General features: G+C 64.9%; 13 protein-coding genes. 9 read left to right on the forward strand and 4 right to left on the reverse strand.

Annotated elements, in window-relative coordinates:
* On the forward strand, positions 1-2,277 hold the full coding sequence (locus tag ABW18_RS13180) for a heavy metal translocating P-type ATPase (protein ID WP_049699389.1): 2,277 nt from the start codon (positions 1-3) through the stop codon (positions 2,275-2,277).
* A gap of 109 nt (positions 2,278-2,386) precedes the next feature.
* Here the strand turns inward: ABW18_RS13180 and ABW18_RS13185 are convergent, their stop codons facing one another.
* Positions 2,387-3,847, reverse strand: a complete 1,461-nt coding sequence (locus ABW18_RS13185; protein WP_049699390.1) for an FAD-binding protein — start codon at positions 3,845-3,847, stop codon at positions 2,387-2,389.
* Positions 3,848-3,941: 94 nt separating this feature from the next.
* Here ABW18_RS13185 and ABW18_RS13190 point away from each other — a divergent pair, with 94 nt between their 5' ends.
* From ABW18_RS13190 to ABW18_RS13225, 8 genes are all read left to right on the forward strand, one after another.
* Positions 3,942-5,534: a molybdopterin-dependent oxidoreductase gene (locus ABW18_RS13190; RefSeq protein WP_049699391.1), complete on the forward strand. Its 1,593-nt coding sequence runs from the start codon at positions 3,942-3,944 to the stop codon at positions 5,532-5,534.
* Between the two features lie 85 nt (positions 5,535-5,619).
* The gene (locus ABW18_RS13195) at positions 5,620-6,951 is read left to right on the forward strand and encodes a PE-PPE domain-containing protein (RefSeq protein ID WP_049699392.1); all 1,332 of its coding nucleotides are present in this window, start codon (positions 5,620-5,622) and stop codon (positions 6,949-6,951) included.
* A 229-nt stretch (positions 6,952-7,180) separates the two neighbouring features.
* Positions 7,181-8,278 (forward strand): Re/Si-specific NAD(P)(+) transhydrogenase subunit alpha, encoded by a 1,098-nt coding sequence (locus tag ABW18_RS13200; protein WP_005203205.1) that lies wholly within the window; start codon positions 7,181-7,183, stop codon positions 8,276-8,278.
* Positions 8,278-8,583 carry an NAD(P) transhydrogenase subunit alpha part 2 gene (locus ABW18_RS13205; protein WP_005177965.1) on the forward strand — a complete coding sequence of 102 codons (306 nt, stop codon included), beginning with the start codon at positions 8,278-8,280 and terminating at the stop codon, positions 8,581-8,583. Before ABW18_RS13200 ends, ABW18_RS13205 begins: the two co-directional genes overlap by 1 nt.
* Complete coding sequence (locus ABW18_RS13210) at positions 8,580-10,097, forward strand: NAD(P)(+) transhydrogenase (Re/Si-specific) subunit beta (RefSeq protein WP_083444394.1); 1,518 nt, start codon at positions 8,580-8,582, stop codon at positions 10,095-10,097. The genes ABW18_RS13205 and ABW18_RS13210 overlap by 4 nt, the downstream gene beginning before the upstream one ends.
* 103 nt (positions 10,098-10,200) lie before the next feature.
* A complete protein-coding gene (locus ABW18_RS13215) occupies positions 10,201-12,309 on the forward strand; it encodes a phosphoinositide-specific phospholipase C-related protein (protein WP_235434372.1) in 2,109 nt (702 codons plus the stop codon).
* A 94-nt stretch (positions 12,310-12,403) separates the two neighbouring features.
* The gene (locus tag ABW18_RS13220; RefSeq protein WP_049699394.1) at positions 12,404-13,432 is read left to right on the forward strand and encodes a YdcF family protein; all 1,029 of its coding nucleotides are present in this window, start codon (positions 12,404-12,406) and stop codon (positions 13,430-13,432) included.
* 124 nt (positions 13,433-13,556) lie between these two features.
* A complete protein-coding gene (locus ABW18_RS13225; protein WP_200903259.1) occupies positions 13,557-15,881 on the forward strand; it encodes a SulP family inorganic anion transporter in 2,325 nt (774 codons plus the stop codon).
* Here the strand turns inward: ABW18_RS13225 and ABW18_RS13230 are convergent.
* The 3 genes from ABW18_RS13230 to ABW18_RS13240 all read right to left on the reverse strand — a co-directional run bounded on the left by ABW18_RS13230 (position 15,853) and on the right by ABW18_RS13240 (position 20,101).
* Positions 15,853-16,593 (reverse strand): metallophosphoesterase, encoded by a 741-nt coding sequence (locus ABW18_RS13230; RefSeq protein ID WP_049699395.1) that lies wholly within the window; start codon positions 16,591-16,593, stop codon positions 15,853-15,855. The genes ABW18_RS13225 and ABW18_RS13230 overlap by 29 nt on opposite strands.
* 172 nt (positions 16,594-16,765) lie before the next feature.
* Positions 16,766-17,545 (reverse strand): dienelactone hydrolase family protein, encoded by a 780-nt coding sequence (locus ABW18_RS13235; protein WP_049699396.1) that lies wholly within the window; start codon positions 17,543-17,545, stop codon positions 16,766-16,768.
* Between the two features lie 75 nt (positions 17,546-17,620).
* The gene (locus ABW18_RS13240) at positions 17,621-20,101 is read right to left on the reverse strand and encodes an ATP-dependent DNA ligase (protein ID WP_049699397.1); all 2,481 of its coding nucleotides are present in this window, start codon (positions 20,099-20,101) and stop codon (positions 17,621-17,623) included.
* Positions 20,102-20,146: the final 45 nt, after the last annotated feature.

A 20,146-nucleotide genomic window follows, 5' to 3' on the forward strand; every position in this document is an offset into this window, starting at 1 on the left:
ATGTCGACGACGTACACGACGCACGGTGAGGGGCCGGCCACCGTCGTCGACCTCGACATCACCGGCATGACGTGTGCGTCGTGTGCGAATCGCATCGAGCGCAAGCTCAACAAACTCGACGGCGTCCACGCCACGGTGAACTTCGCGACGGAAAGGGCGACGGTCGACGGCACAGCCGACGTCGACACCCTCGTCGCCACGGTTAAGGACGCCGGATATACGGCCACACCCGTGCGCCCGAAAACTCTTGGTGAGTCCCCTGATTCGGGGCCGGGTGACGGGATCGAGCCCGATGGGGTCGATTCGAGTCCTGCTGCCGTCGAGCTGCGGGGGTTGCGTCAACGACTCATCATCTCGGCGCTGTTGTCGATACCGGTCATCGTCCTCGCGATGGTGCCGGCGTGGCAGTTCACCAACTGGCAGTGGCTGTCGCTGACTCTTGCTGCACCCGTGATCATCTGGGGCGGCTATCCGTTCCATCTCGCCGCGTGGCGCAATCTGCGGCATGGCACTGCAACCATGGACACGTTGGTGTCGATGGGCACTCTTGCCGCCTTCGGGTGGTCTTTGTACGCCTTGTTCTTCGGTATGGCCGGAATGCCGGGCATGACACACGGATTCGAGCTACTCCCCGATCGCGGAGCGGGAGCGTCGTTCATCTACCTGGAGGCCGCAGCGGGCGTCACAACGTTCATCCTCGCCGGTCGCTACGCGGAGAAGCGTGCCAAAATCCGTGCGGGGGATGCGCTTCGTGCTCTGATGAACCTCGGCGCGAAGGATGTCGTGATCCGACGTTCGGGCGGTGAGGTCAGGGTCCCGATCGCAGAACTCTCCGTAGGAGACGAGTTCGTCGTTCGTCCCGGCGAGAAGATCGCCACCGACGGAGTGGTCGTCGAGGGTGCCTCAGCTGTCGATATGTCCATGCTCACAGGCGAATCCGTGCCCGTCGAGGTGACCGTCGACGACGACGTCGTCGGCGCGACGATCAATACGAGCGGTCGACTCGTGGTTCGTGCGACCCACGTCGGTTCCGACACCGCGCTGGCACAGATGGCCAGGATGGTCGAGGCCGCGCAGGCGGGTAAGGCCCAGGTCCAGCGACTCGCCGACCGGATCTCCGGCGTCTTTGTTCCCGCAGTCATGCTGATCGCCCTTGGCGCACTGATCTTCTGGTGGGTCGACGGTTCGGTGCTGACCGCGTTCACCGCAGCCGTCTCGGTTCTGATCATCGCGTGCCCCTGTGCGCTCGGACTGGCGACACCGACTGCGTTGATGGTCGGCACCGGACGTGGTGCGCAGCTCGGAATCCTGCTGTCGGGCCCCGAAGTGCTCGAGAAGACTCGACGCATCGACACCGTCGTGCTGGACAAGACCGGCACCGTGACCACCGGCGAGATGCGCGTCGACGCCGTACACCCTGCAGCTGGGGTCACCCCGGAAGAGGTCACCACTCTCGCCGCAGCGGTGGAGAAGGGTTCTGAACATCCCATCGGTCACGCGATCGTCGTTGCCGCACAGGATCTTCCGGTGCCCGAGGTCGATGAATTCGACGCCGCTCACGGTGTCGGGGTGTCGGGCAGGGTTGGACCCAGCAGCGTGGCCGTCAGTGGGCCCGCGCATCTCGACGTCGAACTCGACGAAGGACTTCGCAATGCCATCGGCGATGCGCAGGCCGCGGGAGCGACTCCCGTCGTCGTGCTGCGCGACGGTACGCCCATCGGTGTCATCGTGGTGTCTGACACGGTGAAACCGGGTGCCGCCGAAGCGATTTCGCGCATGAAGAAGGCGGGGCTGCGACCGGTTCTGTTGACCGGAGACAACGCAGGAGCCGCCCGGCACGTCGCCGACATCGTCGGGATCGACACCGTGATCTCCGATGTGCGGCCCGAGGACAAGGTCGCAGAGGTCGTCCGCCTACAGCAGGCCGGCGCGACCGTGGCGATGGTAGGCGACGGCATCAACGACGCGCCGGCCCTCGCGCAGGCCGACCTCGGCATCGCGATGGGCACCGGTACCGATGTCGCGATCGCCGCCAGCGACGTGACCGTCGTCGACGGTGACCTGAACAAGGTGCTCGACGCGATCGCGTTGTCGCGCGCGACATTACGGACGATCAAGCAGAACCTCTTCTGGGCGTTCGGCTACAACGTCGCCGCGATCCCGCTTGCCGCTGCCGCGCTGCTCAATCCGATGATCGCGGGCGCCGCGATGGCGCTCTCGTCGGTGTTCGTCGTGCTGAACAGCCTTCGCCTGCGGCGGTTTACGCCGCGACGGTGATCTCGACAAGCTCGATCAGCGGGGAGCAGCTCGATCGGCGGGGACCAGCTCGATCGGCGGGGAGCGGCTCGATCAGCGGGAACAGCTCGATCTGCAGTGGGGCGCTCGATCAGCGGCGCGCGGCGGCGTGGCGTCCGGCGCGGCGTCCGAAGTACGAGCCCTCGCCCAGCTGTGTTCCGCTGGCGTAGCCCTTGCTGTCCTGTGCGATGTTCGCTGCGCACGCGCCGGCTGCGTAGAGCCCGGGAATCGCGGTCCCGGAGGCGTCGAGCACCTCGCCGTCGACCGAGGTTGCCATGCCGCCGAGGGTGAACCCCGCGTACATCGCCTTTCCCAGACTCATGTCGAAGACGGCCCACGGTCCCTTGTCCTGCGGCGCAAGGTATTCCGGTGCCTTGTGGAAGTCAGGGTCCTCGCCGCGTGCGGCGTTCTCGTTGTACCGATCGAGGCTCGCCTGGAGCTTCCCGGTCGGAATGCCAAGCGCCTGTTCGGCTTCGGCAATCGTCTCGTAGCCGTCGACAAACGGCACCAGCGGCATGCGTGGTCGCTTCATGTGTGCTTCGTCGACGATCAGATAGGCCGTCGAATCCGGTTGTTCGAGAACAAAACTCGACGTCCGCGAGTGGTAGGAGTCCTCCGCGACGAATCGATCGCCATTCTTGTTCACCGCGATCCCGGTCAGCAGAATCGCCGGCGGGTAGACGGGTGCGGTGCAGAATGCCTGATCCATGTGCTTGAGTTCGGCGCCCACCGAGACACCCATGCGGAGTCCGAGGCCGTCGTCGTAGGTGTTGCCGAGTACGTACGGCTTCTCGGTGAGCCACGGCACGTTCTCCGCGACCATGTCGGAGTTCATCACGAACCCGCCCGCGGCGATGACGACTCCCTGTGCCCTGATCACCCCGTCGCCACTGCCGGGGCTGTGCCACGCGACTCCGGCGACAGCGCCGTCGTCGACGACGAGTTGCCGAGCGCCGGTCTCGTATCGCACCTCCACTCCGAGGTCGGCGAGACGTTTGACCAGCAACTCGACGATCATCGCGGCACCACCCGTGTCGCCGGGGACCGGAACCTTGTGCCCACGCGGGGCGGGAACGGCCATGGTGTTGAACGGCCACACCTTCTCGTTGCCGGTGTACATCAGACCCTGCGTCTCGGGCTGGACGACGGCCTTCTCCGGGTAGTAACTGCGCTCGAACTGAAAGCCGAGAGCTTCGAGCCAGTCGAAATGCTCGACGCTGTCGACGCAGTACGCATGGATCTTGTCCGGCTCGGGGTCGCTGGAGACCGCGGTGATGTACCGCTCCATCTCCTCGGCGGAATCGTCGTGTCCGGTGGCTTTCTGGACCGCCGTACCGCCGCCGAGGTAGAAGTGTCCGCCCGCCAGTGCCGTCGTGCCGCCGGCCGCCGCCGCACGCTCGAGAACCAGAACGCGTGCTCCATTCGACGCCGCCTCCACCGCGGCGCAACCGCCCGCGATGCCCAGTCCGATCACCACGACGTCGACCTCGTCGCTGAACTGCGTCACCGCGCCGAGGGGGAGGGTGTCGGGAATCCGTGTGCCGTCAGCCATGCGGCTTAGCGTAGACCACAAACTAGAACGTGTTCTAGTGATTGAGGGTCGCGTACGTTTGCCTTCTCCTCAGGCTTTGGAGGTATCAAGGGGTGTGTCCTCTGGACGAACCCTCACCAGACCCGACGTCGACGACAATCGTCGACCGTCGACTCATGACGGCCCGGCAGCGGTCGCAGGGCTGATCGCCGTCGGCGCAGGCCTCGCCATTGGCGAGTTGTGTGCGGTTCCGATCTCGGAGAACTCCTCACCGTTCTTCGGCGTCGGGTCGACGGTCGTCGACCACACGCCGCAGGCGGTCCGTGAGTGGGCGATCGGGGTGTTCGGCACCTCGGACAAGACGGCGTTGTTCACCGGGATGGCACTGATCATCGTCGTCCTCGCAGCGGCGACGGGCGTGCTGGAGCGGCGTCGACCTCCGCTCGGGAGCGTTGTGATCGGAGTGTTCGCGGTGCTCGGGGTGGTCGCGGCACTCAACCGAGCGGGTTCGAGCGGCGCCTACGTCATTCCCTCGCTGCTCGCCGGAGTCGTCGGTATCGGGGTGCTGCGACTGCTCCTGCGACAACTCGACGCCCCGCAATCCAGCAACGGCGACGAGCAACAGGACGACGAGCGACAGTCCGGGGTCCCGCGGCGCTTCGTCCTGACGGCTGCGGGCATCGCGGTCGCCGCCATCGCGGTGGGCGCCATCGGCCGTAAATTACTTGCCGACGCCGCGCGCACCGTCGCCGATCGCGCGGGCATCAAGCTCCCCGCGCCCGCCTCACCCGCGCCGCCGATCCCCGCGGGCGTCGACATCGGTGTGCAGGGAGCGACGTCGTACGTCACCGACAACGCGTCGTTCTACCGCATCGACACCGCCCTGCAAGTGCCTCAACTGACCACCACGGACTGGAAGCTACGGGTGCACGGCCTCGTCGACGAGGAGTTCACCCTCACCTGGGACGAACTACTCGCCATGCCCATGACCGAACGCGTCGTGACGTTGACGTGCGTGTCGAACGAGGTCGGCGGTGATCTGATCGGCAATGCCCGCTGGCTCGGCGTGCCGATGAAGGCCATCCTCGACAGGGCCGGAGTGCGCCCTGGCGCCGACATGTTGCTCTCGACGAGCTCAGACGGATGGACCGCGGGCACCCCGGTGTCTGCGATCACCGACAAGCGTGACGCGCTGCTGGCAGTCGCTATGAACGGCGAGCCGCTTCCCATCGAACACGGATTCCCTGTGCGACAAGTGATTCCGGGGCTCTACGGGTATGTGTCGGCGACGAAGTGGGTGACCGACTGGGAACTCACTCGGTTCGCCGACGCTCAGGCGTACTGGACGACGCGCGGTTGGTCGGCGCTTGGTCCGATCAAACTCGCGTCGCGCATCGACCGTCCAGCGGGCGGCTCGGTCAAGCCCGGAGAGGTGATCATCGCCGGGACGGCGTGGGCGCAGCACACGGGTATCTCCGCTGTGCAGGTCCGCATCGACCGCGGGCCCTGGCAGGACGCGCAATTGGCAACCGAGTACAGCATCGACACCTGGCGCCAGTGGAAGTTCACCTGGCAGGCGACGAGCGGCCAGCACACCGTCGAATGCCGTGCCATCGACAAGAACGGGAAAGCGCAGACCGAGACCGAGGCCGACCCGGTTCCCGACGGCGCGACCGGACTCGATTCCCGCGACTACACCGTCGGCTGATGAGAGCACGGAGTGGTGCCGCCGTGGGCGTGAGGCTATTGCCGGGGTTACCCTTCGACGCAGCACACATCGAGGGGTGGGTCACATGCGCGGGGTTGTCACTTCCGGACTCGCGGTGTGCGCCGCGGCCCTACTGCTGACCCCCGGCACCGCCGGTGCGGCTTCGCAGGGCGCGCAGGGTCCCGTCCGGCTCCCCACGGTTCAATTGCCCAGGTCCTGGTACGAGCCGACGCCGATCCGGGACAAACCCAGCTGGCTCCCGCAGGGTCTCGGAGAAGACTCGACGGTGCTCCTCATCCCCGGCACCAGCGACTTCACACCGATCAGCTCGACGGCGATCGGCGGCGCAGGCTCCCCGATGGGAGGCGACCAGTACGGCCGCACGGTCGACGTCGGGTTCTACGACGCACCGCATGGCGCGGGCTCCTACAATCCGAAAATCCCTGTCGTGCAATACCCTGCGGCATTCGGAGTCGTAGTCGGCAATAAGAAGTTCGATCTCACCGGCAACGGCACCTACAACGATTCGGTCGACATCGGTACCGCCGACGGGGTCGCTGACGCCGAGCGGGCATGGGTTGATCGCGGTAAATCGGGCACCATCGTTCTCAATGGCTACTCGCAGAGCGGGCCCATCGCGATGAACGTCGCCTACAAACTCCACCAGAAGTACTTGGCGGGAGACGCGGATGCGATCCCGGACGCCGACGTCGTCGTGGTGGTCGGCGCCGACTCGCGATTTCCCAACACCGGCATCGAAACGGTCATACCCAGCGTCATCCCCGGTGCCTACACGAACGGTCCGCGCGACGAATCGAGTACCGGCGACATTCGGGTCATTTCCTACTGCGTGCGCGGAGACTCGGTGTGCGGCTTGGGAAATCCGCTCGCGCACCCGTTGACCTCCGCCTTCTACTTCTTGCCCGGCGCTACGATCCACGGCCAAAAGGGCAACCTGGTGAACCAGTACCGGGTGGTCTCGACCAAAGAAGTCGGCGCCACCACCTACGTGGTCCTCGACGGTGGCAATCCGCAGGGGATCTTTCTGCGCAGCTTGGGCATACCCGTTCCACCAGAATTCGACGACGCGCTCGACACTCTTGTCCCCGTACCGGAGCCGGGTGAGGCGTCGACGAATGCAGGCGAGAAGCTGCCGACACCGCGCGAGATTCAGGTTGCTCTGTACGACGCGTTGGGGCTGCAGGTACCGGTCACCGACCCGGACGCCCTCGCGGCACAGGGCAAGACGTGGCAGCCGCCGCAGAACACCAGCGCGACGCCGACCCCTGCTCCCACAAACCCTGGCCAGCTCCCCGCAGCCGCCGACACCGCGCCCGCAGCGGTCCCCGAGGACCCCGTCGGCGACTTGGTTGCCCATCTAGTTCGGTGGGCAGCCGGCAACGTCAAGCAAAAGTGAGCAATTCAACGGCGTGATCTGCGTCTGCTGAGGTCATGCTATGTTCGTCGCACCGAATTTCGAGCGGGCGCGGCGTGCGGATGACCACCTCATTGACGAACGCGCCCCGACGAGGCGCCAAACGCAGTGGCCGGAGGAGTAAACCCGCGGATCACCGTGCGCTCGTACCCAAACAGATCGAGCACTGACGAAGACCAGTGCCGAAGAAGACAGAGAAGAAACTGACAACATGAGCGTGGGAGTCGTGCGCGAAACGGCCGAGGGTGAGCGTCGCGTGGCGCTCGTCCCGAAGGTCGTTGCGACGCTGGTAGGTAAGGGAGTGCCGGTAACCGTCGAATCGGGCGCCGGTGTGGAGGCGTTGATCCCCGACGACGCATACGTCGAGGCAGGAGCGACGATCGGCGATCCGTACGCGGCGGATGTGGTGCTTCGTGTGTCACCGCCGAGCGACGCCGAGATCGCCAAGCTGCGGCGCGGCCAGAAGCTGATCGGCTTCTTGGCACCGCGCAATGCCGACACCAAGGTCGGAGCGCTGAAAGAAGCGGGCGTCGAGGCGTACGCCGTCGAGGCGATTCCGCGCATCTCGCGCGCGCAGGTCATGGACGCGCTGAGCTCGCAGGCCAACGTGAGCGGCTACAAGTCGGTCGTCGTGGCAGCCGACAAGTCGACGCGATTCTTCCCGATGCTCACCACCGCGGCGGGCACGGTCAAGCCTGCAACCGTGCTGGTGCTCGGCGTGGGTGTCGCCGGCCTGCAGGCGCTGGCAACGGCCAAGCGCCTCGGTGGCCGCACCACCGGCTACGACGTGCGACCCGAGGTGGCCGAGCAGGTCCGTTCGGTCGGCGCGCAGTGGCTCGATCTGGGAATCGACGCCGCCGGTGAAGGCGGATACGCCCGTGAACTCACCGACGACGAGCGCGCCAAGCAGCAGCAGGCGCTCGAAGACGCGATCAAGGGTTTCGACATCGTCATCACCACCGCGCTGGTTCCGGGTCGCCCGGCGCCTCGCCTGGTCACCGCCGCTGCAGTAGAGGGCATGAAGCCCGGCAGCGTCGTCGTCGATCTTGCAGGTGAAACCGGTGGCAACTGCGAGTTGACCGAACCGGGTCAGACCGTCGTCAAACACGACGTCACCATCACGTCTCCGCTGAACCTGCCGGCGACGATGCCCGAGCATGCCAGCGAGCTGTACTCGAAGAACCTGCAGGCGCTGATCGAGCTCATGCTCGACGAGAACGGCGCCATCACACCCGATTTCGACGATGAGGTCATCGCATCCGCATGCGTGACCGGGTCGACGTCGACCAGTTCGGAGGTGAAGGCCTGATGTACACCGGTCTCATGGCGAACATCGCCATTCTCGTTCTAGCGGGATTCGTCGGCTTCGCGGTCATCTCGAAGGTGCCCAACACGCTGCACACCCCACTTATGTCCGGTACCAACGCTATTCACGGCATCGTTGTGCTCGGCGCGCTGGTCGTGCTGGGTTCGCTTCCGGCAGATGCCAATTGGGGTACCCGGATCATCGCGTTCGTCGCGCTGATCTTCGGCACGCTCAACGTGGTCGGCGGATTCCTCGTCACCGACCGCATGCTCGGAATGTTCAAGGGTAAGAAGGAGTCTGCCAAGTGAGCGCCATCCTCGCCTCGACGGTGCTGGCGAGCGAGTCGACGGGACAGGTCTCCGAAGGCCTGGGCTACGGCGTCACGGCTCTCTACATCGTCTCCTTCTCGCTGTTCATCTACGGCCTGATGGGGCTGACCGGCCCCAAGACCGCTGTGCGCGGAAACTGGATCGCGGCAACGGGTATGGGCATCGCGATCGTCGCGACCCTGCTCAGCGTCTACAACGACGCAGGCGACGTCGGTGTCCCGACGGTCAACTGGGTGTTGATCGCCATCGGTCTCGCGATCGGTGTCGCACTTGGCATCCCGCCGGCCCTCAAGACCAAGATGACGGCGATGCCGCAGTTGGTCGCGCTCTTCAACGGCGTCGGCGGCGGCACCGTCGCGCTCATCGCGTGGGCCGAGTACATCGAGTACGACGGCTTCACCCAGGTGCCGCACGAGCCGAACGTGGCCGTGATCGTCGGATCGCTCTTCGCGGCCATCATCGGTTCGATCTCCTTCTGGGGCTCGCTGGTCGCCTTCGCGAAGCTGCAGGAACTGCTCAACAAGAACCTCGAGAAGAAGCTCGTCGCAGCCGCCAAGCTGTTCCAGGTCGCCAACGTCGTGCTGGCGATCGTGGCCGTCGCGGTGGCCGTGGTCATCGGTGTGAAGGCGAGCTCGACCAACGCGACTCCGTGGTACTGGATCGTCATCCTGCTGGTGGTCGCGGGTCTGATGGGTCTGTTCGTGGTGTTCCCCATCGGCGGCGCCGACATGCCCGTCGTCATCTCGTTGCTCAACGCACTCACCGGATTGTCCGCTGCCGCTGCGGGTCTCGCGCTGAATAACCAGGCGATGATCGTGGCAGGCATGATCGTCGGAGCGTCGGGTTCGATCCTGACGATGCTGATGGCCAAGGCCATGAACCGCTCCATTCCCGCCATCATCTTCGGGTCTTTCGGTGGCGGCGACGCCGGTGCCGCGGGTGTTGCCGGTGGTGCGGGCGACACGGTCAAGGCCACGTCGGCTGCCGACGCCGCGATCCAGATGGCATACGCCAACCAGGTCGTCGTCGTTCCGGGCTACGGTCTCGCCGTCGCCCAGGCGCAGCACACGGTCAAGGAAATGGCAGACCTGTTGGAGGACAAGGGCGTCGAGGTCAAGTACGCGATCCACCCGGTCGCCGGTCGTATGCCGGGCCACATGAACGTGCTGCTGGCCGAGGCCGACGTGCCGTACGACTCGATGAAGGAGATGGACGACATCAACGGCGAGTTCACTCGCACCGACGTCACCATCGTGATCGGCGCCAACGACGTGACCAATCCGGCGGCGCGCAACGACCCGTCGTCGCCGATTCACGGAATGCCGATCCTCAACGTCGACCAGTCCCGATCGGTCATCGTTCTCAAGCGTTCGATGAGTTCGGGCTACGCCGGTATCGACAATCCGCTGTTCACCGCGGAGCAGACGTCGATGCTGTTCGGCGACGCGAAGAAGTCGGTCGCCGAGGTCATCGAGGAGCTCAAGGCGCTGTAGCAGCCTCATGAAGTGCTTTACGATTTGGTAGCAGCGGGCGGCACAATGTGCCGCCCGCTGCTATGTGTATGTGATGGCAGTCGACGCTTCCCGAGTTCGCACGGTGATTTCGCACGTTGTTTTCGCGCTCGGAGTGCTGTGTCTGCTCGGCGGGTTGTTCGCGGGTGTGGTCAACCGCGAGGCCGTCAACAGCGCCCGGTTCGCCGCGCATGTCGACTCGATCCGGCAGGATCCCGCGGTCGCGCGGCAACTCGGGCTGCTCGTGTCCGGCAAGATCATCTCGGCGTCGCCGGAACTCATCGCGCTGCGTCCGCTGGTGGAATCGGTGTCGATCTCGGCGGTGTCGAGTCCCGCGGCGGGGCCCGCGGTGCGAGGACTCACCGCGTCGATCCATAGGTCGATAACCCAGGGCGACAGCAATCTGTTCGTGTTGCGTCTGGCCGATCTCGGGGCGGTTACCGTCGCCGCGCTGCGGACGGTGGCACCCGACGTCGCTGCTCGACTACCCGACAACATGGATGTCACGCTCTCGGCGATCGGTGCGAGTGAATGGGATTCGGGCATCCTCGATTACGTCAGATGGGTACGAGTCCTCGCGTGGTTGTTGCCGCTGCTGGGCCTACTGCTGATTGTGGGTGCGGCGTTCATCCGACCTCCGCCCGCGGCTACGGGTCGGGCCTCGCGCATCGCCGCGGTCACCGACTCCCTTGGCGCGGCGATCATCTGGCTCGCGGCACTCGTCGCCGCAATCCTGCTCGCCTGCACCATCATTGCCGCCTTCCTCCCGACCGACACCCTCGACGGCGCTCTCACGGTAGCGGTCTGGCGCGAGGTCGACGGCAGGCTGTGGATCATCGCTGCGGTTGCGGCGCTCATCGGGCTGGCCGTGCGCGCGGCGTCGAGTCTCGCGCCGGTCGACGATCTCGACAGACTCGCAGAGCGTCTGCGCGAGTGGGTGATACGACGACCTTCGACCCCCGCGGCCATCGCCGCGCGTGGCGGAGTGCTGGTGTTGCTGGGCGTGCTGGCGGTGGTGCGCCCGCTGACCTTCGTCACGGTCGTCGCTGTGCTGCTCGGAGCATTCGCGCTCTTCGCAGGTGCGGGGGAGTTGCTGCGGGCAGCGAATCGGCAACTGCAGCACAGCGATCGGCGCCAGATCGTCGGCCGGTTGGCGATTCCGGCGGTGGCGATAGTCGGCGTAGCGGTCCTGCTTGCGACTGTCGGCGTACTGTCTTGGCCGCAGCCGACCCCGGCGTTGAGTTCCGCTGTCGCCGAGAATGATCCGAATGCGTGCAACGGTCACGTCGAGTTGTGCGACCGGCCATACAACGACGTGGCGTTTCCCGCGACGCACAATTCGATGTCGGCGGCCGACGGCAATCGATGGTTTCTCGCGGAACAGGAGACCGGCGTCATGGGGCAACTCGACGACGGCGTACGCGTGTTCCTCATCGACAGTTGGAACGGTCAGATGTCGAACAAGCCGCCGATCATCGCCAACACTCAGGACAGCCGCGCACAGGCATTGGCAGCGGCAGAGCAGCTGTATGGCGCGCAGACCGTGCAGAGTGCTTTGAGGGTGCGCGACGCCCTCGATCTGACTCCCGTCGGACCGGTCAAGCCCTACCTGTGTCACGAGCTGTGCGAACTCGGTTCGACGGAGTGGCTGCCGCTGATGATCAAGGTGCGCGAGTGGATGGACGCCCACCCCAATGAGGTGGTCACATTCTTTGTGCAGGACATGGTCGCACCCGCCGACGTGGAGACCTTGCTGCGGCAGGCGGGACTCTACGACCGGCTCTACACCCCGACCATGGGCCAGCCGTGGCCGACGCTGCGGCAGATGATCGACAGCCGTCACACCCTGGTCTGGCTGCACGAGAACGTCGGTGGCGGCGCCGAGCGCCCCTGGCTGCTCGACGGCAAGGAGTGGACCCAGGACACACCGTACGAATTCCGGACGACAGCCGAGTTCAACTGCGATCGGAACAGAGGGTCGACCACAGCGCCACTGTTTCTGGTGAATCACTGGATGAGCAACTTCACCAGCAGGATCCGCGACGCCGGTGTGGTCAATCGCGAGGAGTTCTTGTTCAACCGGCTCGAGCAGTGCCGCGCAGAGCGGAACATGATTCCGAATTTCGTCGCGGTGAACAACTATCGGGTCGGAGACCTGTTCGCGTCGGTGAACCGGCTCAACGGGGTGAGCTAGCTCTTACTACTGCTGAGCCTCGCTGTTATCGACTTGGGATCGCAGGGAGACCCAGTACTGGACAAGTCAACCTAGAGTTACACGAGTGACTCATGTGGCCAGAGTGAAACGGATTCGACGCGGCGTCGTCGCGGTCGTCGCTGCGGCAGCGGTCGGCGGTGTGGTGGGTTCGTTGCCGGTGGTGCACCACGCGCAGGTGCAACCGACCGTGACCGCCATCGATCCGGCGTCGCTCTACAACTCCGCCCAGCAGAAGTTCGCGGCCGGTGACGTGGCTGGCGGACTCGAGTCGCTCAAACAGTCGCTGATCGTCGCACCCGCAGACGCCGAATCACTTGCGCTGCAGTCGGTATGGTCCGATCAGGTCGACGATGCCGCCACCGGGAAGGCGGCACTGAGCCGACTCTCGATGATCAATCCGACGCTCGCGACGAGCGTCCGCAACATCACTGCCGGCGTCTCTGCTGCCGCCGCGATCGTCCCGTCCACCTCGCCCGCGCCCGCGTCGGGGCAGCCGGCGATTGTGATACTCGGCTACGGGCTCGGCGCCGACGGCACGATGGCACCCGAACTGGTGAAGCGGCTGACGGCGGGCAAAGCCCAAGCCGACGCCGCGCCGTCGCTCCCGATCGTCGTCACCGGTGGCGTGCCGAAGAAGGGCATCACCGAGGCGTCGGCGATGAAGAAGTGGCTCGTCGCCAATGGCGTCGACGCGTCGCGGGTGACGACGGAGGACAAGTCGGTGTCCACGGTGTCGAACGCACAGAACACGGCCGCAATTCTCGGTGCGCGGGGGATTGCCGACATCGTGCTGGTCACCTCACCGAATCACATTCGGCGAGCCGCGGCCGACTTCGCTGCAGTGGGACTGAAGGTGAGCGGATCTGTCACTACGCCGACCGATATGGCGAAGTATCTCAAACCTTTGACGAAAGATCAGCAGAAAGGCATTCGCCTCGAAGCGACCCGCGCCGCAAGAATTCCCACCACTAAGAATTCAGAATTATCGATCCCGAATATGCCTGGTCTGCCGAATGATCTTCCGGACACCGGACCAGGCCTGATTCCCGAAATCGGCGGCAAGATTCTCGATCAGCTATTGCAGACCGGATCGAAAAGTTGAACAGCGCAACGACTTTCGATGATGGCGTGAACTGAATCACAATCAAAATCGGGCTGTGTAAGTCTCACAAGAATTTTATGCCTCAGGGCATCTCTAATTAACTCTGCATCTGTACGTTCGTTTCATGGCAACTACCCCGACAGATTCTCGACGGATAGGCACGGCCCAACAATCGCGCGACCGATGGCGTGGTGTTCTGAAATATGACGTACCGGCATCGCTGGTTGTTTTCCTTGTGGCACTGCCACTTTCGCTCGGCATCGCAGTAGCCTCCGGTGCGCCCGTCATGGCGGGGCTGATCGCGGCGGTGGTCGGTGGTGTGGTGGCGGGAGCGATCGGAGGTAGCCCGCTTCAGGTGTCGGGGCCTGCGGCGGGACTGACAGTGGTGGTGGCAGAACTCGTCGCCAACTTCGGTTGGAAGGTGACGTGTGCGATCACCGTTGGTGCGGGAATCCTGCAGATTCTGTTCGGTGTCAGCCGGATCGCGACCGCCGCGCTCGGCATTGCGCCGGTGGTGGTGCACGCGATGCTCGCCGGAATCGGAATCACCATTGCGCTGCAACAGATCCACGTACTGCTCGGCGGTAAATCGCAGAGTTCTGCACTTGCCAACATCAGCGAGCTGCCCGAGCGGATCGGCGACATAAGCTGGGCAGACGCCACGATCGGAGTGATCGTCATCGTGGTGATGGTTGGCTGGAAGTATCTTCCCGCACGTGCACGCAAGATTCCGGGACCGCTCGCGGCGATCGCGCTAGCGACCGTGTTGGCAGCTGTGCTCAACCTCGACGTCGAGCGGGTACGTCTCGACGGCAACTTCTTCGACGCAATCTCGCTGCCTGAACTGCCCCATGGCAATTGGGGTGGATTCGTTCTAGGCGTGCTCACCGTCGCACTGATCGCCAGTGTCGAATCCCTGCTTTCTGCCGTTGCCGTCGACAAGATGCACGACGGTCCGCGCAGCAGATTCAATCGCGAACTCATCGGGCAGGGCAGCGCGAACATGACGTCCGGACTCCTGGGCGGGCTTCCGGTCACCGGCGTGATCGTGCGGAGCACCGCGAATGTTGCTGCCGGAGCGCGTACTCGGTGGTCGGCGGTTCTGCACGGTGTGTGGGTCTTCGTCTTCGCGGTGTTCCTGACGGCACTGGTCGAGCAGATCCCGCTGGCGGCGCTCGCCGGGCTCCTCGTGGTGATCGGCATGCAACTGGTGAAGTTGGCGCACATGAAAACCGCTCTGCGCACCGGTGACCTGTGGGTGTACGGCGTGACCGTTGTCAGCGTCGTCTTCCTGAATCTTCTCGAGGGTGTGGCAATCGGCCTTGCCCTCGCTGTGGCACTGGTCCTCTGGCGGGTCATCCGAGTCGAGATCAACTCGGGACCGGTGGCGACCGGCGAATCGGACGAGTGGCTGATCGCGGTACGGGGATCGCTGAGCTTCCTGTCAATGCCGCGATTCAACAGCACTCTGAGCAAGGTTCCCGACGACGTCCCGGTCACATTGGAATTCGACGTCGACTTCCTCGACCACGCGGCGTCGGAGATGATCTCCGACTGGGTGCGTGCGCGCGAGGCCACGGGCAACGAGGTCACGATCGTCGAGCGCGGTCGGGCTCGAATCGAGCATGCACCGCTCGCTCCGCCCCGTCGACACACCGGCGGCATCGTCGGTCTTACCCCCTGGCGCAGCCAACGGATCCCGGTCGACGACAAGGCTGTTGCCGACGTCCCGGCATCGCTGCGGTCGATCATGGCGGGCGTCACCGACTATCACCGCGAACACGCTGACGTGCTGCGTGGCCACCTGCAGGATGTTGTCGACTACCAGCAGCCGGACGCCTTCTTCCTCACCTGTGCCGACTCGCGCATCATGCCGAATATCATCACCTCGAGCGGTCCTGGCGACCTGTTCACGGTGCGCAACGTCGGCAATATCGTCGGAGGGCCCAACGGCGGCGCCGAATCCATCGAGGCCGCACTGGATTTCGCGATCAACGAGGTCGGCGTAACCGCCGTGGTGGTCTGCGGACACTCATCGTGTGGTGCGATGCGAGCGGTGCTCGACCAGAGTCGTGGCCGCGAATCGTCCTCGGATGCGGCGTCGAGTTCGCCGATCCGCTCGTGGCTGGCCCAGGCCGAACCGAGTAGGACAGCACTGCAACTCGGGCATCCCGCTGGAAGGTCGGCCGCCAGAATGGGTTTCAACGATGTGGACCAACTCGCGGTGGTGAATGTCGCCAAGCAGGTGGAGATTCTGAGTCGCCATCACCTCGTCGGGCGGGCAGCGGCCGAGGCGCGCCTGCGAATCATCGGACTCTACTTCGATATTCGTACCGCACAGGTCTACGAGGTCACCCAGACCGGTATCCACCTCGCAGGCGTCGGCCATCACGTGAGTGGCTTGCTGGACCGCGAAGGCGCTAGAACATCACCGAGCGAAAGTGTGTGATCAGCCGTCCGGCGTCGTCGAGGACATGAAAGGCGATGCCGGGCGGCTGGCCGCGGTTCACGATGTCGTGGCCCTCGAAGGGCAGGTTCAGCGTCGACGAGACGCCGGGTGCGACGCAAAGCGGGCGGTCGGCGAATCGGGTGACCGCGGGCGTGTGCGCGTGTCCGCACAGGAACGCGACGATGTTGGGATGCGTGTCGACGAGGGCTGCGATGCGCTCCTCGCCGGTCTGGCGGATGCTGTCCATGAACGGCATCTCCAGCGTGACCGGCGGATGGTGGAATGCGACGAACACCGGGGTGTCGGGTCCGTGCGCGGCGATCTCCGCAGACATCCACGCGAGCGTGTCGTCGTCGATGTAGCCGTCGTTGCGGCCCGGGATGGAACTGTCGACCACGACGAACAAGACGCCGTCGACGAGGCTCGACGAGTTGATCGGCGCAGATGATTCGGCCCGCAGAATGCCTGCGTTGAACGCAACGCGCTCGTCGTGGTTGCCCTCGGTGATGAGGATGGGCAGCGGGCTGTCGATGACGAGCGATGCCTCGCGGTACTCGCTCGGGCTGCCTTCGTCGGCTACGTCACCGGTGATCAGGAGGACATTGATGCCGTCCGCGCGCGCGTTGATATAGCTCAACGTCGATTCGATTCGGGCGCGATTGAATCGGGTGCCGTTGAAATGCAGGTCGCTGATGTGCGCGACAACGAACACAGGCTCTCCCGGGGTTGGACACCACTGAACATAGCCAACGGAGTTCCCGATCGCGAAGCGAGGTCGGTGGGCGTGGCGAGAGACTCACTTATGGCGCCCCTATGACCGATGACGGCGATCGTGTGCAACGTGGCATTCGGTGCAAAGTTCGCATTCAGGGCAGCGTTGCCATTCAGTGCAGCGTATGTGCGAACAACTTCCGAAGCTCGGCGAAGTGGTACTCGGAGGCGTCGTGGTTGTACGACGCGGTGTCGGCCATCGTGTAGCCGTGTTCTGCGCCCGGATACACGGTCGCGGAGTGAGTGACGCCCGCGGTTATGAGAGCGTGCTCGAACTGGGCGATCGCTTCGGAGGGAAGCGAACGGTCGCGGTCGGCGTGCACGGCGAGCACCTGGGCGTCGACGTCGGCGAGGCGCAGATGCGGACTGCCTGACGACTGTGTGACCAACCCGCCCGTGTGGAACATGCCGAGAGCTGCGACGTCGTCGGGCCGGGTCGCCGCGGCCAGCAGGGCAAGTCTGCCGCCCGCGCAGTACCCCGTCACGCCGATCGGGCCTTTCGAGACGCCGGGTGTGGCATTCAAGGCGTCGATATATGCGGAGAGGTCGGGTTCGGCGAGATCGTCGGTCAGAGCATGCACGCGCGGCATGGCCACGCTGAAGAACTCTTTGCGTGCGTCGGCGTCGAGGAGCTCGTCCTCCGGCGATGTTTCCTCCGCGGTGCCCCAGCGGTAGAAGACATTCGGAACCAGCACGACGTAGCCCCACGACGCGATGCGGTCGGCCATGCGGCGGGTCTGTGGGCGCAACCCGATGGCGTCGATGATGAAAAGCACGCCGGGGTAATCGCTTTCCGGGTTTTCACCGGCGGGTCGGACGAGGTATGCCTCCGCGTCGCCGTCGGCGGCCGCGACGGTGATGTACTTCCCGACGGTGTCGTGGGTGATGCTCATCTTCGGTGTCCTGTCGCTGGTGCGGGTGGGCCTGTTATCCGGTGTTTGTCAGAGGGTGTTTGTCAGAAGGTTTTGTCAGAGGTCGCCCGGAAGCTTGTCGCGGCGGATTCCGCGCCAGCTCGGGTGGCGGAGGTGGCCGGTGCTGGTCCAATCCATGAACCTGACCTCGCCGACGATCTTCGGTAGCACCCAGGTCGCGGTGGACGCGACGGGGCGGTCGAGCTTCTCCAGGAACGGACTTCGTGAGATCTCCAGTGGCTTGAGTTCTTCTGCAAGGCTTTTCAACGACGCCTCGGTGAATCCGGTGCCCACTCTGCCGACGTAGCGCAGCCCGGTCTCTTCTGGTAGCCCGACCAGCAGTGACCCGATGGCACCCTCGCGATTGCCGCGACCGAGTCGGTAACCGCCGATGACGACCTCGATGTCGCTCCAGTTCTTCTGCTTGCGCCACTGGCTACTTCGTCGTCCCTGTTGATATGTCGACGTCCTGCGTTTGGCGATGACGCCCTCGAGTCCGTGGTCGCGACTATGACGCACAGCAGCCGAGCCGGGAGCGGGTAGAAGCGGCGGAATCTCCACGTACGCAGACTCTTTGAATGCCGGCGCGAGAGCCTCCAGGAGTTGTCGACGCTCCGACCACGGCTTACGCAAGAGCGATGTGCCGTTGAGATAGAGGATGTCGAAGAGGTACAGCTTGAGCGAGTACGCCTCCGCGGTATTGCTGCGTGAGGCAAGCAGGGTGAAGTTGGTATGCCCGGCGGAGTCCACGGCAACGACCTCACCGTCGAGGACGACGTCGATGAGGCCGAGTTCGTCTGCCGCCGAGCGCAATTCGGGAAAGTCGTCGGTCATGTCGATTCCCGATCGCGAGGTGAGGCGGAAGTCTCCATCGATGGAGCGCAACAGAATTCGATACCCATCCCACTTGCCCTCGAACGCCCAGTCCCTGCCGTCGAGACGTTCGACAGGTTCGTCGGTGGCCAGCATCGGGCGCGGGTGTGTGAGGCTGTCGGGGAGGATGGGCCGCGGCTCGTCGCTCATCAGGTGCGCGAGCCAGTTCTTGTCGCCGGTCTTGATGAGCGCGTAGCGGCCCTGGATTCGCTCGCCGTGAAGGCGGACGATGACCTCCGAGTCGCGCCACTTCTCGGTCTCGTATGTGCCGCGATCCCAGATCTCCACGTGCCCGGCGCCGTACTCCCCGCCGGGGATGTCGCCGGAGAAGTCGGCGTAGTCGAGAGGGTGATCCTCGGTGTGTACGGCCAGCCGGTTCTGACCCGAATCGGTCGGCAGGTTCTTCGGCACGGCCCAGGAGACGAGCACTCCGTCGCGCTCGAGCCGGAAGTCGTAGTGCAGGCGGCGAGCGTGATGTTCCTGGATCACGAAGATCGGTCCCGCCGACGCCGCGCTCACCGTGTCGTCGGAGTCCTCGGGGTCGCTCTCGTCGTCGCTGTCGGACGACTGGGCGCGGCGTCGACGATGCGCTTCGTCGCCGAAGGGTTCCGGGGTTTTCGACGCATCGCGCTTGGCACGGTAGGTGCTCAGGTCGACGACCGGGCGCGCGCCGGCGTCCTCGACTTGCTCCTCGGAGTCGTCTGCGGAGTCCGCGGAGCCGCTGGTGGTTGTCGTCGCGTCGTCGGTGTCTGGTGAGTAGGGGTCGTCGAGGCCGTCGAGCAGATCGCCGTCGGCGGCGCGCTCGAGCACCTCGCCGAAGTGCAACTGTGTCAGTCCCGGACCGGCGAGTTCGTCCCACGTCCGCGGTGCGGCGACCCAGGGTTCTTCGCGTCCGCGCATGGAGTACGGCGCCAGCGTCGTCTTCGACGCGCTGTTCTGGCTCCAATCGATGAAGACACGGCCGGCGCGTTCGGATTTCGACATCGTGGCGGTGATCGTCTTCGGATGTGCCGCCGCGAGCGTCGAGGCGATCTCACGTGCAACAGTGCGTGCGGAATCCGGCGCAACGGGTCGGTCGAAACGCGCGTAGACGTGAATTCCCTTGCCGCCGCTGGTCACCGGATACGACGCAAGGCCCGCGCCGTCGAGCATCTCGTGCATCATGAGGGCCACCTGCGCGCATTCGTCGAGTGACACGTCGGGGCCCGGGTCGAGGTCGAGGACGAGTCGATTCGCGCGGATCTCGCCGAGTCCCTTGGGACCGGACTTCTCCGGATCGGCCTGCACGCCGGGCGGCGGGACGAGCCACTGGGGCGTGTGGAGTTCGAGCGCGGCCATCTGTGCCAGCCATACGAGAACGGCTGCAGAATCTGCCATCGCGTAGGTGATGGTGCGCCCGCTGTGTGCGACGGCGTGGCGGGGAATCCACTCCGGAACCCCGCTAGGTAGATCTTTCTCGAAGAAGGGCGTCGACTCGACGCCATTGGGCCAGCGTTTGCGGGTGATCAGCCTGCCGCGCAGATGCGGAAGCATGACGTCGGCGATGCGGGTGTAGTAGTCGACGACGTCGACCTTGCGCGTGCCGGTCGCGGGATACAGCACCTTGCCCAAGTTGGTGAGAGCGATCGTGTGACCGTCGATCTCCAGGCTCTGGGAGGGCGCCATGAGTTCATTGTGCCCAGAATCTGGTCGCGTGCCCATATCCGGTGT

Source organism: Gordonia jacobaea, from assembly GCF_001186365.1.
GTDB classification, from domain to species: domain Bacteria; phylum Actinomycetota; class Actinomycetes; order Mycobacteriales; family Mycobacteriaceae; genus Gordonia; species Gordonia jacobaea.

Coding starts and splice junctions, on each gene's coding strand:
- ABW18_RS13235 (WP_049699396.1), bottom strand. CDS start 17,545: ATGAGCATCACCCACGACACCGTCGGGAAGTACATCACCGTCGCGGCC.
- ABW18_RS13205 (WP_005177965.1), top strand. CDS start 8,278: ATGTACACCGGTCTCATGGCGAACATCGCCATTCTCGTTCTAGCGGGA.
- ABW18_RS13195 (WP_049699392.1), top strand. CDS start 5,620: ATGCGCGGGGTTGTCACTTCCGGACTCGCGGTGTGCGCCGCGGCCCTA.
- ABW18_RS13240 (WP_049699397.1), bottom strand. CDS start 20,101: ATGGCGCCCTCCCAGAGCCTGGAGATCGACGGTCACACGATCGCTCTC.
- ABW18_RS13185 (WP_049699390.1), bottom strand. CDS start 3,847: ATGGCTGACGGCACACGGATTCCCGACACCCTCCCCCTCGGCGCGGTG.
- ABW18_RS13200 (WP_005203205.1), top strand. CDS start 7,181: ATGAGCGTGGGAGTCGTGCGCGAAACGGCCGAGGGTGAGCGTCGCGTG.
- ABW18_RS13225 (WP_200903259.1), top strand. CDS start 13,557: ATGGCAACTACCCCGACAGATTCTCGACGGATAGGCACGGCCCAACAA.
- ABW18_RS13180 (WP_049699389.1), top strand. CDS start 1: ATGTCGACGACGTACACGACGCACGGTGAGGGGCCGGCCACCGTCGTC.